Annotated in this window: 15 protein-coding genes; 5 read left to right on the forward strand and 10 right to left on the reverse strand. The window is 52.6% G+C overall.

Features of this window, described 5'->3' with window-relative positions:
• Nucleotide 1: 1 nt before the first annotated feature.
• Nucleotides 2-217 carry a putative signal transducing protein gene (locus tag J4E70_RS11055; protein WP_213889372.1) on the reverse strand — a complete coding sequence of 72 codons (216 nt, stop codon included), beginning with the start codon at nucleotides 215-217 and terminating at the stop codon, nucleotides 2-4.
• A 55-nt stretch (nucleotides 218-272) separates the two neighbouring features.
• On the opposite strand from J4E70_RS11055, the gene J4E70_RS11060 reads away from it, so the two are divergent.
• On the forward strand, nucleotides 273-1,271 hold the full coding sequence (locus J4E70_RS11060; protein WP_213889376.1) for a polyprenyl synthetase family protein: 999 nt from the start codon (nucleotides 273-275) through the stop codon (nucleotides 1,269-1,271).
• Here J4E70_RS11060 and J4E70_RS11065 read toward each other — a convergent pair.
• The 3 genes from J4E70_RS11065 to J4E70_RS11075 all read right to left on the reverse strand — a co-directional run bounded on the left by J4E70_RS11065 (nucleotide 1,264) and on the right by J4E70_RS11075 (nucleotide 5,564).
• On the reverse strand, nucleotides 1,264-2,112 hold the full coding sequence (locus J4E70_RS11065) for a 4-(cytidine 5'-diphospho)-2-C-methyl-D-erythritol kinase (protein ID WP_213889377.1): 849 nt from the start codon (nucleotides 2,110-2,112) through the stop codon (nucleotides 1,264-1,266). The two genes, J4E70_RS11060 and J4E70_RS11065, sit on opposite strands and share 8 nt — an antisense overlap.
• Nucleotides 2,102-3,841 (reverse strand): tetratricopeptide repeat protein, encoded by a 1,740-nt coding sequence (locus J4E70_RS11070; protein ID WP_246531706.1) that lies wholly within the window; start codon nucleotides 3,839-3,841, stop codon nucleotides 2,102-2,104. Before J4E70_RS11070 ends, J4E70_RS11065 begins: the two co-directional genes overlap by 11 nt.
• 70 nt (nucleotides 3,842-3,911) lie before the next feature.
• Nucleotides 3,912-5,564 carry an electron transfer flavoprotein-ubiquinone oxidoreductase gene (locus J4E70_RS11075; protein WP_213889378.1) on the reverse strand — a complete coding sequence of 551 codons (1,653 nt, stop codon included), beginning with the start codon at nucleotides 5,562-5,564 and terminating at the stop codon, nucleotides 3,912-3,914.
• 432 nt (nucleotides 5,565-5,996) lie between these two features.
• On the opposite strand from J4E70_RS11075, the gene greA reads away from it, so the two are divergent.
• Both greA and J4E70_RS11085 read left to right on the forward strand, forming a co-directional pair.
• On the forward strand, nucleotides 5,997-6,467 hold the full coding sequence (gene greA, locus J4E70_RS11080; protein WP_213889379.1) for a transcription elongation factor GreA: 471 nt from the start codon (nucleotides 5,997-5,999) through the stop codon (nucleotides 6,465-6,467).
• Nucleotides 6,468-6,487: 20 nt separating this feature from the next.
• Nucleotides 6,488-7,519 carry a hypothetical protein gene (locus J4E70_RS11085; protein WP_213889380.1) on the forward strand — a complete coding sequence of 344 codons (1,032 nt, stop codon included), beginning with the start codon at nucleotides 6,488-6,490 and terminating at the stop codon, nucleotides 7,517-7,519.
• A 76-nt stretch (nucleotides 7,520-7,595) separates the two neighbouring features.
• Here J4E70_RS11085 and J4E70_RS11090 read toward each other — a convergent pair whose 3' ends face one another.
• The 3 genes from J4E70_RS11090 to J4E70_RS11100 are packed head-to-tail and all read right to left on the reverse strand — an operon-like array spanning nucleotide 7,596 to nucleotide 10,878.
• Nucleotides 7,596-9,371: a bifunctional molybdopterin-guanine dinucleotide biosynthesis adaptor protein MobB/molybdopterin molybdotransferase MoeA gene (locus tag J4E70_RS11090; RefSeq protein ID WP_213889381.1), complete on the reverse strand. Its 1,776-nt coding sequence runs from the start codon at nucleotides 9,369-9,371 to the stop codon at nucleotides 7,596-7,598.
• Nucleotides 9,368-9,991 (reverse strand): molybdenum cofactor guanylyltransferase MobA, encoded by a 624-nt coding sequence (gene mobA, locus J4E70_RS11095; protein WP_213889383.1) that lies wholly within the window; start codon nucleotides 9,989-9,991, stop codon nucleotides 9,368-9,370. The genes J4E70_RS11090 and mobA overlap by 4 nt, the downstream gene beginning before the upstream one ends.
• Complete coding sequence (locus J4E70_RS11100) at nucleotides 9,988-10,878, reverse strand: formate dehydrogenase accessory sulfurtransferase FdhD (RefSeq protein ID WP_213889385.1); 891 nt, start codon at nucleotides 10,876-10,878, stop codon at nucleotides 9,988-9,990. The genes mobA and J4E70_RS11100 overlap by 4 nt, the downstream gene beginning before the upstream one ends.
• 51 nt (nucleotides 10,879-10,929) lie before the next feature.
• Between J4E70_RS11100 and J4E70_RS11105 the strand changes: the two genes are divergently transcribed.
• Nucleotides 10,930-11,646 (forward strand): AzlC family ABC transporter permease, encoded by a 717-nt coding sequence (locus J4E70_RS11105; protein ID WP_213889387.1) that lies wholly within the window; start codon nucleotides 10,930-10,932, stop codon nucleotides 11,644-11,646.
• Nucleotides 11,637-11,975 (forward strand): AzlD domain-containing protein, encoded by a 339-nt coding sequence (locus J4E70_RS11110; RefSeq protein ID WP_213889388.1) that lies wholly within the window; start codon nucleotides 11,637-11,639, stop codon nucleotides 11,973-11,975. The genes J4E70_RS11105 and J4E70_RS11110 overlap by 10 nt, the downstream gene beginning before the upstream one ends.
• On the opposite strand, the gene J4E70_RS11115 is transcribed toward J4E70_RS11110, so the two are convergent.
• From J4E70_RS11115 to J4E70_RS11125, 3 genes are all read right to left on the reverse strand, one after another.
• Nucleotides 11,949-12,569 carry a hypothetical protein gene (locus J4E70_RS11115; protein WP_213889390.1) on the reverse strand — a complete coding sequence of 207 codons (621 nt, stop codon included), beginning with the start codon at nucleotides 12,567-12,569 and terminating at the stop codon, nucleotides 11,949-11,951. The genes J4E70_RS11110 and J4E70_RS11115 overlap by 27 nt on opposite strands.
• A 56-nt stretch (nucleotides 12,570-12,625) precedes the next feature.
• Nucleotides 12,626-12,760 (reverse strand): aa3-type cytochrome c oxidase subunit IV, encoded by a 135-nt coding sequence (locus J4E70_RS11120; protein ID WP_213889393.1) that lies wholly within the window; start codon nucleotides 12,758-12,760, stop codon nucleotides 12,626-12,628.
• Nucleotides 12,761-12,848: 88 nt separating this feature from the next.
• On the reverse strand, nucleotides 12,849-13,310 hold the full coding sequence (locus J4E70_RS11125; RefSeq protein ID WP_213889394.1) for a DUF6173 family protein: 462 nt from the start codon (nucleotides 13,308-13,310) through the stop codon (nucleotides 12,849-12,851).
• Between the last annotated feature and the right edge of the window lie 2 nt (nucleotides 13,311-13,312).

Consider the following 13,312-nt stretch of genomic DNA (forward strand, 5'->3'; position numbering starts at 1 on the left):
TTCAGGACCCAAGCGGTATTTCATTGTCACTCATAACGGATCGCGCAATGAACAGATCGGATTGACGTACCATCAACCTTCGTGGAAAGATTCCAATTGATCCTTCCAGCACGCTCATATTTACGTCCATTTCAAAGCAGTCTATACCCTCGCCTTGAAGGAGCGCTTTGGCATATGCAATAATCGTCGGGTCGTTTGTTCTGAGAAGCTCTTTCATAATGATGAGATAAGGGCATGGCGTACGATTCGTCGAGCTATGTGACGGGGATGTGATGGGGCTGGTTGAAGAAAGCATAAAACCACATGAACGCCTGAGCGAACATCTGGCCGATGATTTAGCTGCAGTTAACGTGCTTATTCGCGAGCGTATGGCGTCAAAGCACGCGCCGCGTATCCCTCAGGTAACAGCACATCTTGTTGAGGCCGGGGGTAAAAGGTTACGCCCGATGCTGACACTAGCCGCAGCCCGACTATGCAATTACGATGGCCCGTACCATGTGCATCTTGCTGCCACTGTGGAGTTTATCCACACGGCGACCTTGCTGCACGATGACGTTGTCGATGAATCAGGTCAACGGCGCGGGCGACCCACGGCAAACCTTCTGTGGGATAATAAATCCAGCGTTTTGGTTGGAGACTACCTGTTTTCACGCTCGTTTCAGTTGATGGTTGAAACCGGCTCACTGAAGGTTCTTGATATTCTGGCAAATGCATCGGCCACTATCGCCGAAGGTGAAGTATTGCAACTTACCGCCGCACAGGATCTTGCGACGACGGAAGATATTTATATGCAGGTTGTGCGTGGTAAAACCGCTGCGTTGTTTTCTGCTGCCACAAAAGTTGGCGGTGTTATCGCCAATGCACCCGAGGCTCAGGTTGCTGCGCTGTCCACTTATGGTGATGCGCTCGGAATAAGCTTTCAAATCGTTGATGATCTGCTCGACTATTGGGGTTCGGGCGCGACTGGCAAGAACGTTGGCGATGATTTTCGCGAACGAAAACTCACGCTACCTGTCATTAAAGCCGTCGCAAAAGCCAATGAAGAAGAACACGCTTTTTGGGTCCGGGCAATTGAAAAGGGTGCGCAGGGCGGCGGTGATCTAGACCATGCGCTGGTCCTGCTTAAAAAGCACAATGCCATGGAAGAGACGCGGATCGAGGCTTTGTCATGGGCCGCAAAAGCCAAGGATGCGCTTTGCGTACTACCGGACGCGCCAATCCGTCATATGCTGACAGACATCGCTGACTACGTTGTTGAACGGGTTAATTGACGCCGGATCCTAACGTTCCGGTGGCGACCCACCATTCAGGATGCCTGACTGAAATGGATCGCGTGGCTATCGAGGCGTCTTCCTCTGTTGCGTACAGCCCAAAACACGTTGCACCAGAACCTGACATGCGTGTCAGAACAAGCTTTTTAGTCGTGGCCAGAGCCGCCAGAACATCGCCGATCACAGGCTCCATAGCGATTGCGCCGGGCTGAAGGTCATTGCGCTGGTCCAAGAGCCAGGCCGTCATTTCGCCCAGGTTTTTGAACACAGGAATAATTTCGGGCATCGATGGGTTTTCTTTTGAGGCCAAGGCCTTAAACGACCGCGGAGTCGAAATTTCCACGCCTGGATTGACCAATACAACCCAGACAGGCGGAAGCGCGGGTATGGGCGTCAGAACTTCACCGATCCCCTGCATCCGAGCAGTTTTACTTTCAAGACAAATCGGTACATCCGCACCAAGCGAAAGAATGTCCGGAGCAGATGGCAAGGGTTGTTTGTAAAGCTTGTGAATCGCGCGCAGCATGGCCGCGGCATCCGCCGAACCTCCACCAATACCCGATGCTGCAGGCAAATGTTTTTCCAGCGTGATCGATGCACTCTGACCTGAAAGCATCAAATCTGCTGCGCGTAAAACTAGGTTGCTGTCATCAGTCGGAACACCCATGGCGCGCGGCCCTCTAACAGTAAAATGCATCTCAGGCGCTTTATCGACAGCGACCCAATCACCGATATCGGCGAACGCGACCAGGCTATCAATCAGGTGGTAACCATCACTCTGCTGCCCGGTAACATGAAGCGTCAGATTGATCTTAGCGGGGGCAAATTCCCTAATCGCCATTTGCAACAAACAGCGCTTCCGATCCCTCTTCCAGCAATACTGCGTCTAGCCCAATTTCAAGCTTGCGCAATATACGTGCAGCATCTTTTTCTTCAGGATCGAACGACATAGCCCGGCGCCATTGGAATTCTGACTCGCGGGTTCTGCCGACGGCCCATAGGACATCACCCAGATGATCGCTAACGATTGGATCAACCGGCGCCAGTTCCGCAGCGCGCTCCATATGAACAATCGCTTCCTCGTAGCGCCCTAGCCGAAACAATGCCCAGGCCAATGAATCGACGATGTAACCGTCGTCAGGGCGCGCGGCCACCGCTTCTTCGATCATCGCAAGTGCCTCATCCAGCTTGATTTGTTGTTCGACTAAAGAATATCCAAGATAGTTCAGAACATGTGGTTGGCCAGGATTAAGTTCTAATGCTTTCCTGAAATCCGCTTCCGATTCATCCCATCGGTTTTCGCGTTCACGCGTTATTCCACGCGAATAAAACGCGATCCACTGATCTCTTTCCGGTTCCTCAAACAGAGCGATTGCACGATCATACGCTTCTGTCGCTTCAGCATAACGCTGCAACCCGCGCAACGTATCGCCGAGGGTCGAGTGAACGATTGGCAATTTATTATGGCTTTCAGCCAACTGCATCAGCACTTCGATCGCCGCGTCGGGCTTGCCAGAATTGCGAAGCGCCTCTGAACGGCCAAGCTCAGCTATGTGATAGACAAAGCTGTCACGAGGGACCTGATCGTAGACCTCCGTTGCCAGTTCATAGCGTTCAAGTCTTTCCAGTATACTGGCAGTCAGCAAAAGCGCCTCTTCATGATCAGGGCTTAAAAACCCAGCAATGCGCGAATAAAGCAATGTATAGGCTGGTGACGCTTCGCTACTAAGGACGCTGGCGACTGTAAAGAATACTTCAGTAATCCCGTCCTGTGCGCTGGAAACTTGCGTAAATGGCAATGTTTCACCCGTTTCAAGTGCTGCACGCATCTCGGCGATCCCGGGCTCTGTATTGCCTTCAAATATGAGATCCAAAAGTTCTAATGCATCGCTGTTGCGCTCTAACTGGCTCAGGATTTCGATATGCGCAATCACGCCACTGCGCGTTGCGCGGAGCGGTCCATTTGCTTCGCCAGACAAAATTTTGTCAGCGCCTTCATAGTCTCCGACCAGTGCAAGCGCCAATGCCTTGTGGTAAAGGCCAAAAGCGCGAGTACCGCGAATTTGCGTTACGTCATCAAAACCCGTCAGGGCCTCTGTCATCTGACCTTTTCCAACCAAAGCCCATGACTGAACCAGACCATCGACCAAGGGGCCAATTCTGTGACCGTCCTTGTAGTCGTTTAAAACAGCGTCAAAATCACCAGCGGCAATATTATTGGCGATCAGCACCATAAACCCAGCCTGACTTTCCAACCCGTCGGCCCGCATTTTTCTGGCAATAGGCAAAGCGGACTCAAGCTCGCCAAGCCCCAAATACGTCGCAACAGCGCTGTCCAAAAGAACCGGGTTTGAGGGGTCTTGCGCAAGCGCCATTGTGAAATAGCGGGCTGCCGCTTCATAATCCGATTCGATGCTTGCTTGCCTTGCGGCCAGATAAGCCCCGGCCAATCCTTCGGAAAATACCGGCCCGGAAGGGGCGAGCGCGAGCGTTGAAACTGCAAGTATTTTTAGATGCCTGATCATATGAAGGGGTGCCTCGAATTTATACCTCGCCGAAAAGGTAGTCATTCTATCGCGTATAAGCAATGCGGGGCGGCCAATTGACCACCCCGCTAACAAAGGTTTTTTCCGGGTTTATTTACATATTCGGGTAGTTCGGTCCGTCCCCGCCTTGCGGCGTCACCCATGTTATATTTTGACTTGGGTCTTTGATGTCGCATGTCTTGCAATGAACGCAGTTCTGAAAGTTGATCAGGAAGCGCGGCTCTTTACCTTCTTCCTCGACAACCTCATAAACACCAGCTGGGCAGTACCGCTGCGCAGGCTCTGCATATTTTGCGAGATTAATAGCGATTGGGATTGATGCGTCTGCGAGGTGCAAGTGTGCAGGCTGGCTTTCTTCGTGGTTGGTCATTGAAAAGCTGACATTGGTCAGCCGGTCAAACGACAGAGTCCCATCTGGTTTGGGATAGTCGATTGGCTTGTGCTTTGCGGCTTCTTCGGTTGCCTGCGCGTCGTTCTTGCCGTGCTTCATCGAACCCAGAGGGTTGAGACCGGTAATATTGGCAACCCACATATCAAAGCCACCCAAAACCAGCGACGCTGTGAGCCCCAGTTTCGACCAAAGCGGTTTCACGTTGCGAACGCGCTTGAGATCTTTGGCAACCGGGCCTGATTTCAGATCGGCTTCATAAGCTGTGAGTTCATCACCGGAACGCCCATCGCTGATTGCGGCATAGGCCGCCTCAGCCGCAGCTTTTCCAGACAGCATTGCATTGTGGTTGCCCTTGATGCGCGGCACGTTCACTAACCCCGCAGAACACCCCAAAAGAGCACCACCCGGGAAACATGTTTTTGGAACCGACTGCCAGCCCCCCTCAGAAATCGCACGCGCACCATAGGCAACGCGTTTGCCGCCTTTCAAAAGCTCAGCAACCATCGGGTGATGTTTGAAGCGCTGAAATTCCATGTATGGGAAAATGTAGGGGTTCTTATAGTTCAGGTGTACAACAAACCCGACATAGACCTGATTGTTGTCGAGATGATAAATGAACGAACCCCCGCCAGCATTGCTGCCAAGCGGCCAACCCATAGTATGAGTTACAGTACCTTCCTTATGTTTCGCAGGGTCGATTTCCCAAATCTCTTTCATTCCGATGCCGAACTTCTGAACGTCGGAGTTCTTACTTAGGTCGTATTTGACGATCACCTCTTTTGAAAGTGAGCCGCGAACACCCTCTGACAGGAAGACATATTTGCCGTAAAGTTCCATTCCCGGTTCATAGTTCGCACCATGGGAGCCATCGGCTTCTTTGCCAAATTCGCCGGCAACCACACCTTTGACTTCGCCGTTTTCACCGTATACCAACTCGGAACACGCCATGCCCGGGAAAATCTCCACTCCCATCTCTTCAGCTTGTTCCGCCATCCAGCGACAGACGTTACCCATTGAAACGATGTAATTGCCGTGGTTGTTCATCAGCGGTGGCATTGGGAAATTCGGAATACGAACCTGGCCAGCTTCGCCAAGGAGGTAAAAATTATCCTTTTTCACAGGCACTGTTATCGGCGCGCCCTTTTTCTTCCAGTCGGGAATAAGTGCATCAATGCCTGACGGGTCGAGCACCGCACCAGACAGAATATGCGCCCCCACTTCAGAGCCTTTTTCCAACACCACAACCTGAAGATCAGCATCAAGCTGTTTCAAACGGATCGCTGCCGACAGGCCCGCAGGGCCAGCCCCGACGATCACAACGTCATATTCCATCGACTCGCGTTCAATCTCGGCCATGTTTTCTTCCTTCTGCAGCGCAAGCGCGCACTCATCCTACCTGAATAAAACTCCGCACCTCGATATCTTCGGCAGGGAAACGCGTCAATCGTCGACGAAACAATATTTCACACGGAAAGGTAAGTTTTTAACGACGCAACCCAACGTCATATCGTTTCACCCGGTCACACTGGTTTGAAGGGAAGGGTTTGTTCCGGCACGCCGCCGCAGGAAAACCCAATATGCAAACACCAGTGCTACGGAAAAATAGCCGTCAATCGCGCAGTGCCAGCCAAAATGAACCGAAAGAAAATTCTCATTTGGATCTGGCTTTTTGTTTGTGATTTACCGTTGTCTAGCTAGAATTGAACTCTCATCCTATTGACTTTCCGCTGAGGGATTGAATTAACAGCACTGTGTTGCCTATTCCCCAACAAGCATTTCAGGGCACTTATGGAAAAAATACCTATGACACGCGCAGGGTTCACTGCGCTTGATGAAGAATTGAAAAACCTGAAAACAGTGGAACGCCCCGCTGTCATTAAAGCTATCGCTGAAGCACGAGAACACGGCGATCTTTCCGAGAACGCCGAGTATCATGCTGCCCGTGAGAAGCAGAGCTTTATCGAAGGCCGCGTAAAAGAGCTTGAAGCTGTTATTTCGCTTGCTGAAGTTATCGACCCGAAGACCTTGAGCGGTGCAATCAAATTTGGCGCAACCGTTACGCTGGTTGATGAGGACAATGATATTGAAAAGACTTACCAGATCGTTGGCGAACCAGAAGCCGATATTGAGAACGGCAAGCTCAACATCAAATCTCCGCTTGCCCGTGCATTGATTGGGAAAGAGGAAGGTGACAGTGTAGAGGTAAGAACCCCCGGTGGGGAACGCAGCTATGAAGTATTGAACATCCTTTTCGTCTGACGCGGAGTCAGGGCCAACCAATGGCAGAGCCAAAAAAAGATAAACCGATAAATCTCGGTATTTTCAATTCAGCCGGCGAGGATGGTATCACTTCGGCTGAGTTGATTGCTATTGTCTTAAGCGCGCTGTGGATTGCGGCTGTCACCGGGTTTTACGTGTTCTCGGGCGACGGAAATGACGCTTCGGGTTTTGACTCTTTAAAGTTTGTGATGACCCTGATGTCGATCTTTTTGCCGATTGCTGTGATTTGGATTGGCGCGATCGCAGCGCGCAGTGCGCGTGTCATGAGAAACGAAAGCGAACGCCTGCAAGCTGCTATTGACGCAATGCGACATACCTATGTCGAACAGTTCCAGTCGGCCGGGATGGGGGTAAAGCCCTCTTTCGAAAAGAAGCTTGATGAAATCGCTGCAGCCCAGAAAATGACGGAAAGCGCGCTGGTCACGTTCACATCGAGCAGGGAGCGTGACGCGAGCAAAGGCTCTGCAAAGAAACCTGCAATCGCGGCAACTGCCGAAGCTTCTGGTTCCGAAGGCCAATCGTCGCTTGCGCTGGGTACGCCCGCTGAAGCACTTGATCCACCGATTTCGATTCCTGACTTCATTCGTGCGCTGCATTTTCCCGAGACCCCGGAAGACCATGAAGGGTTTGATGCTTTGCGGCGCGCATTGCGTGATCGCCAGACAGCAAAGCTTGTTCAGGCCTCTCAGGATGTACTGACCCTGCTCAGTCAGGATGGTATCTACATGGATGATCTAAGGCCAGACCGTGCACGCCCGGAAATTTGGCGCAGCTTCGCCAGGGGCGAGCGCGGGCGGCCCGTAGCGGCCCTGGGTGGGGTACGTGACCGTTCCAGCCTCGCTCTAACTGCTGGACGGATGCGCCAGGATCCGATTTTTCGCGATGCTGTGCACCACTTTCTGCGCGAGTTCGACAAAACCTTTGTTGAATTCGAAGGCAACGCGTCTGATGAAGACATTGCCGCCTTGTCCAACACACGTACAGCACGGGCTTTCATGTTGCTTGGCCGCGTCACAGGAACGTTTGACTAAGCCCTAACTGCGTCTTTAGAATTCTTGGATATAGGCAACGGGACAATCGCGTTCAACATCGCACATACGCTGACCGCTACAGTCCAAATGCCCCGTATGGGATAAACCGCACCAGATCACCGGGTTTTACATGGCGTGCGCCATCTTCCAGTTCCACCAATCCGTCGGCCCATGTCAGACCTGAAATCCGGCCTGAGCCTTCTGATGCAAACACCTCGGCCTGACCTGTGTCTGTTATCCTTGCGCGTAAGTATTCTCGCCGCCCCGCTTTTTTCTTCTTTTCAAAGCTGGCCGGAACGTCAAAACCGACAGGATCTTGCCACGCAGCACCCGAAAGCACGGCGCAGGCCGGACGGGCAAAAATCAAAGCACATACAAATGCCGCAACCGGATTTCCGGGCAACCCAAATACCGGAACACCTTGCCAAAGGCCCAGCGCCAGTGGCCGCCCCGGTTTCATTGCGATACGCCACATCTGCAATCCACCTGCTTCCATTAGCAACGCCGACATGTGGTCTTCGTCCCCTGCAGAAGCCCCACCGGAGGTTAGGATCACGTCACATTTTTGCGCTGCGGCATCAAGTGCGTCGCGTAGTAGCGCGCGATTGTCACCAACATGACCCAAATCTACCGGCTGATACCCCCAGCGCGCGGCCAGTGATAACAGCATCGGTCGATTAGCATCATAGGTAGAGGCAACATCTTCAGTGCTCCCCGGAGGTACCAATTCATCCCCTGTCGATATTACCCCAACGCGCAGGGTTTCAAAAACCGATACACCGTCAATGCCAAGTGCTGACAAAAGGGCCAGATCGGGCGGCCGCAGAACATGACCAGCCATAATTGCAACGTCACCTTGCTTCACATCCTCTCCGGCTTTACGCGTATTTGACCCCGCTTTAACAGAGCCTTCAAAAGTAATGTTTGACCCGACAACTGTTACATCTTCCTGCAGCACCACCGTATCAACGCCTTTTGGCAGGATTGCCCCAGTCAGTATACGAACCGCATAACCCAAGGGCACCTCCCCCAAATAGGGTGAACCGGCGGCGGCGCGCCCGTTAACAAGTGGTAACTTCTGAGATTGTTGGTCCGCTAAAGCCGCATACGCAAAGCCAAAGCCATCCACTGCAGAGTTAGGGGCTGGCGGGTTAGAGCGTCGTGCGATCTGGTCTTCTGCTAACACGCTGCCGAGAGAGTCTGATACCGGCAGAGTTTCGATTCCGACACACCGGCCCAGATTTTCCCGAAGGTGGGCAAGCGCCGTATCGACTGGTGTCCAGTCAACGCCCGACGGCAGGGCAAAACAATCATTTTTCAATTGCATTTCAGCTTTGGTAGGTTTCGCCTGACTGACCGACAGACCCACCTGTTGTAAAACAAAATCCGCAATTCCAACGGTATCGTCCAGATCGAAAACTGGTATCACCGACTCTGCCAAGGCGACGTCGCTTGCAACTGCGACAATGCTGTCGTCCTCTATCGAAATTAGAGGATGTTTTGTTGCCGCGCGATACGCCTCGATTTTTGGGTGACGATCCCGCTTATATCCTTCAATCAACACCAGATCTACCGGCGAGAGTCGTGCAAGTAAATCAGAAAGCACCTCTTCGTCTTCTCCGCGTAATTCGCTCATCAACGCCCAGCGATTGCGAGACGACAGCAGAACCTCTCGTGCACCTGCTTCGCGGTGGCGCGCGCTATCTTTGCCGGGGTGGTCAACATCAAAACTGTGGTGCGCATGTTTTACAGTCGAAACGCTAATCCCACGCGTCGTAATTTCACGGACCAGCCGTTCCATCAACCCGGTCTTACCCGCATTTTTCCAGCCGGTTACACCAAAAACTTTCATGCGGCACCCGTCTTTAAATACGCTTCAGCAAGCGCCAAATCTTCGGCAGTATTAACGTTAAAAAACGGGTCCAACGCGGCAACCGGAAACAGCGCCTGTCCTGCACCATGCCTGTCGGTCCAAAGAACAACTTTTCTTAACCCATCTGAAAGCGCTGCCCGTAAATCGTCGCGCAAAGCAACTGGCCACAAACCGAACGTTGGATGCCGGGCCACACCACGCTTCGGATCAGGCGTCGCAGCAAGCGCGATCGGCGTCCCCAATGTTTCCGCAGCCAAAATCAACTGTGGCACCAGATCGGCAGGAAAGAACGGTGTATCGGCTGCTGCAGTTACGATATGGTCTGCACCTTTTTTCGCCGCCCAGTCCAGCCCGGCCAAAACGCCTGCTAGCGGTCCTGCAAAACCTTCAATGCTATCCGCGATAACCGGAAGTCCAAATTCGGAAAATCGTGTTGCATCCCCATTTGCATTTAGCGCCAATTCCGCAACCTGAGGGTCGAGTCGCTCAATCACATGGTCCAGAATTCGCGCACCACCTAGCGGCAACAAGCCTTTGTCACCACCTCCCATGCGGCGTGCCTGACCGCCCGCAAGAATTACCCCTAAAGGCTGCTTCACAAACTTGCCCCCTTGCGCCCGTTCTTCTTCCCCTCATCGGGAACTGTGGCTGGGTCAGCGTCACGGACCAACCGCTCTTCGCCAGACAAGCAAATAAAGCGCCTCCCACGTAACCGGCCAACCAAGGTTAAACCAACTTCGCGCGCTATCTCGACACCCCAGGCAGTGAAACCTGACCGGGATGCAAGGACGGGAATACCCATCATGGCAGTCTTGATCACCATCTCTGATGTCAGCCGACCAGTTGTATAAAGGATCTTGTCTTCGGCTGTCGCGCCTTTGGAAAGCATCCAGCCCGCGATTTTATCAACCGCGTTATGACGCCCCACATCTTCCATATAGACCAGCGGCTGGTCCTGATGACACAGAACCGTCCCATGTATTGCACCGGCCTCCAGATAAAGGCTTGGCGTGCGGTTTATCTTGGCTGAGAGCGCATAGAGCCACGAGGTGCGTAACGTCGTTCGTGGCAGCACCAGCCCTTCCAGACCCTCCATCATATCGCCAAAGACTGTCCCAACCGCGCAGCCGGATGTGCGCGTCTTCTTTTTCAGCTTTTCTTCATAGGTGGTTTGCCCATCCGTCCGCACAACGACGGTTTCCAGATCTTCGTCATAGTCGATGCCGCGAATGGTCTCGCCCGGCTGTAACATCCCCTGATTGCTTAAAAACCCAAGCGCCAGGTATTCCGGATAGTCGCCAATCGTCATTGCAGTCACAATTTCCTGGCTGTTCAGAAAAATCGTCAAGGGGCGTTCTTCTACCACGGAAATTTGCGTTTCGGCACCGTCCTGATCGCGCCCGACGACTGCACGCGTCAATCTGTGATGCGCCGGATCAGGTGCTATCAGATATTGATCAAGATCATCACGCGTTGCCATTTGCATCTTTCCCCTGAAACAGGCATGGATTTGCAAGTAATAGCTTAGAGTCACCGAATGACATCCACCACCTCGAAATCCGCCTATTGGCGTGGCATTCGCAACGGTTTGCCATTTTTGTTTGTTGCGATCCCTTTTGCAACGCTTTTTGGGGTTGTCGCAACCGAAGCCGGTTTCAACATTCTGGAAACCATGGGCTTTAGCGTGCTGATCATTGGCGGGGCTGCACAATTTGCCGCTGTTCAGCAGATGGTCGACAATTCACCCACGCTTATTGTTATCGCAATTGCGTTGGCTGTTAACTTGCGCATGGCGATGTATTCAGCGGCACTTGTTCCCTATCTCGGCTCAGCCCCTCTCTGGCAGCGAGTTCTGTTGAGCTATGTTCTGTTTGACCAGAACTATGCGCTATCTGTGCTGGAATATGAGAAACGTCCGGAAATGTCAGTGGGCGAGAAAGTGGCCTTTTTTGTTGGTGCCGCGACACCGATCATCCCGGCTTGGTACGGCATGACACTGGTTGGTGCCTTGGTCGGCTCGCAGATTCCACCGGAATACGCATTGGATTTCGCGCTACCGATCACATTCCTTTCAATCTTAGCCCCTGCGATCCGCACGCTTGCACATTTGCTGGCAGCGGTTGTTTCAGTCACTGCTGCGCTGATTTTTGCATTTCTTCCCTTCAACCTTGGCCTGCTGGTTGCCGCGGTTTTGGCAATGATCACAGGCGCACAAACGGAACTTTGGCTTGAAAGGCGCGGGAAATGGACATGAATAGTAGCGAAACATGGATTGTCATCGTCGCGATCGGAATTGGATCGTTTCTGATCCGGTTTTCTTTTGTGGGCCTGATTGGCGACCGGAAACTTCCGGATTGGGTGTTGCGGCATCTGCGCTACACACCCGTTGCGGTCATCCCCGGTATGGTTGCGCCACTTGTTCTGTGGCCGCCCGCAACGGGGGGTGAGCCCGATTTGGCACGCCTATTGGCTGCGGGTGCTGCGCTGACAATCGGTTATGTAACGAAAAATGTGCTTGCCTCAATCTTCGCGGGCATAGGTACGCTTTATCTGGCGCTATATACCCTCAATATCCTCGGCTGAAGCTTCGACCAGAAGGTACTTGTTGTCGGCGGCATCGTCGTCGCGCAAAATCTGCGTTGTTACCCCAGGAAACTTTGCAAATTCTTCCATGGTTTTCTTTGGAAACCAGCTGAACGGGAATTCTTCAAAACCCGGCAAGCTCGCAAGAATAGTTGAAAGACTCTTTGAGCATTGCGCCTTTGGAACCGCCCCGTAGCTCTGGACCGCTTGCATCGCTGCCTGTGCAACTTCGGGTGACACCTCAAGTGTCTGGACCACTGCGTAGTGCGTTATACGCGCATGGTAGTCGAGATAGGAATCGAGAAAGCTCGGCGTAAAGCCATAGTGCACATCGTTGCGTTCAGGTGCTGCCGGATGGTGCCAAGTACCCGCAGGGTCAAACAGAATCCGCTGGTTTCCATTGACCATCAAGCCCGAATGCGCGCCAGCTCCGTTTTGCGCATTGATCACTGTAAACAGCGTCAGAGATGTTGGCCCGCCGTCAGTGTAGACCGCGCGCTCTACTTCCTCTGCAGGGGCCCAAACGGGCTCTGCCGCGGTTCCGCAGGCCACAAGAAAACCCGAAAGAAGAAACCACAGGAATAGCTTTCGCATTATCTGTTCCCTGAACTCTTAGCTAAGCGGCAAACATTTCCGCGCGCGGCAGAAGATCAGCTATTAAAGATGGCAAGAAAAATCAGAATACCAATAATGAAAACGCTGGAATATGTGACGGCTTTGATAAAGCCAGAATAGGTCTTTTCCTGAACTGTCGTTCTCATTGTTCCGTGTTTATGTTCTGCCATAGGTGCGATCCTCATAATGTCTTGCGCTTCACTTAGACGATTTTACAAGCGCTGTCACGCATCTGTTAACGGGATCATAGACCCAAATTCAACCGGCTTCTATATCCGCAGCCAACCTGAAACCAATCCGGTTTGGCTCTTTGCGGCTAACTTCTTTAGGAAGCGCGCGCAGCATGACATTAAGTTGGGTGACATGTTGAACCAGTTGCGTTTTGGCGCCAGCCTGATCCGAACCATAAAAGGTCACAATATCCGGGTCAAAATAACCCAGCCCTTCGATCCGCAGAACACCCGCATCGCCGCCGGTAAAGCCCATTGCGACCTCTTGTTCATTGTCGAGCTGCTCTTCAAAGTTTTTGATGTAAAGAATGATGCGTTCATACGCCCATTCGGCGGGGCTTTTTTGTTTAACGGTTTTTTTGGTTTTGCCCTTTGGTAGGTTGCGGCCCTCGGTCGTGACTGTGCCGTCCGGGTTGCAATGCACTGCATGGGCGCGTGGCAGTGCGGCGTCTTCTTCCGCTTCGGCTGACGTTTTGATTCTACCGTCCATAT

Source organism: Pseudohalocynthiibacter aestuariivivens (assembly GCF_018457175.1).
Classification (GTDB): domain Bacteria; phylum Pseudomonadota; class Alphaproteobacteria; order Rhodobacterales; family Rhodobacteraceae; genus Pseudohalocynthiibacter; species Pseudohalocynthiibacter aestuariivivens.

Bases quoted from the DNA above. Each gene is read 5' to 3' on its own strand.
- J4E70_RS11055 (WP_213889372.1), bottom strand. From the start codon at position 217: ATGAAAGAGCTTCTCAGAACAAACGACCCGACGATTATTGCATATGCC.
- J4E70_RS11060 (WP_213889376.1), top strand. From the start codon at position 273: ATGGGGCTGGTTGAAGAAAGCATAAAACCACATGAACGCCTGAGCGAA.
- J4E70_RS11065 (WP_213889377.1), bottom strand. From the start codon at position 2,112: ATGGCGATTAGGGAATTTGCCCCCGCTAAGATCAATCTGACGCTTCAT.
- J4E70_RS11070 (WP_246531706.1), bottom strand. From the start codon at position 3,841: ATGACTACCTTTTCGGCGAGGTATAAATTCGAGGCACCCCTTCATATG.
- J4E70_RS11075 (WP_213889378.1), bottom strand. From the start codon at position 5,564: ATGGCCGAGATTGAACGCGAGTCGATGGAATATGACGTTGTGATCGTC.
- greA (WP_213889379.1), top strand. From the start codon at position 5,997: ATGGAAAAAATACCTATGACACGCGCAGGGTTCACTGCGCTTGATGAA.
- J4E70_RS11085 (WP_213889380.1), top strand. From the start codon at position 6,488: ATGGCAGAGCCAAAAAAAGATAAACCGATAAATCTCGGTATTTTCAAT.
- J4E70_RS11090 (WP_213889381.1), bottom strand. From the start codon at position 9,371: ATGAAAGTTTTTGGTGTAACCGGCTGGAAAAATGCGGGTAAGACCGGG.
- J4E70_RS11100 (WP_213889385.1), bottom strand. From the start codon at position 10,878: ATGCAAATGGCAACGCGTGATGATCTTGATCAATATCTGATAGCACCT.
- J4E70_RS11105 (WP_213889387.1), top strand. From the start codon at position 10,930: ATGACATCCACCACCTCGAAATCCGCCTATTGGCGTGGCATTCGCAAC.
- J4E70_RS11110 (WP_213889388.1), top strand. From the start codon at position 11,637: ATGGACATGAATAGTAGCGAAACATGGATTGTCATCGTCGCGATCGGA.
- J4E70_RS11115 (WP_213889390.1), bottom strand. From the start codon at position 12,569: ATGCGAAAGCTATTCCTGTGGTTTCTTCTTTCGGGTTTTCTTGTGGCC.
- J4E70_RS11120 (WP_213889393.1), bottom strand. From the start codon at position 12,760: ATGGCAGAACATAAACACGGAACAATGAGAACGACAGTTCAGGAAAAG.
- J4E70_RS11125 (WP_213889394.1), bottom strand. From the start codon at position 13,310: ATGGACGGTAGAATCAAAACGTCAGCCGAAGCGGAAGAAGACGCCGCA.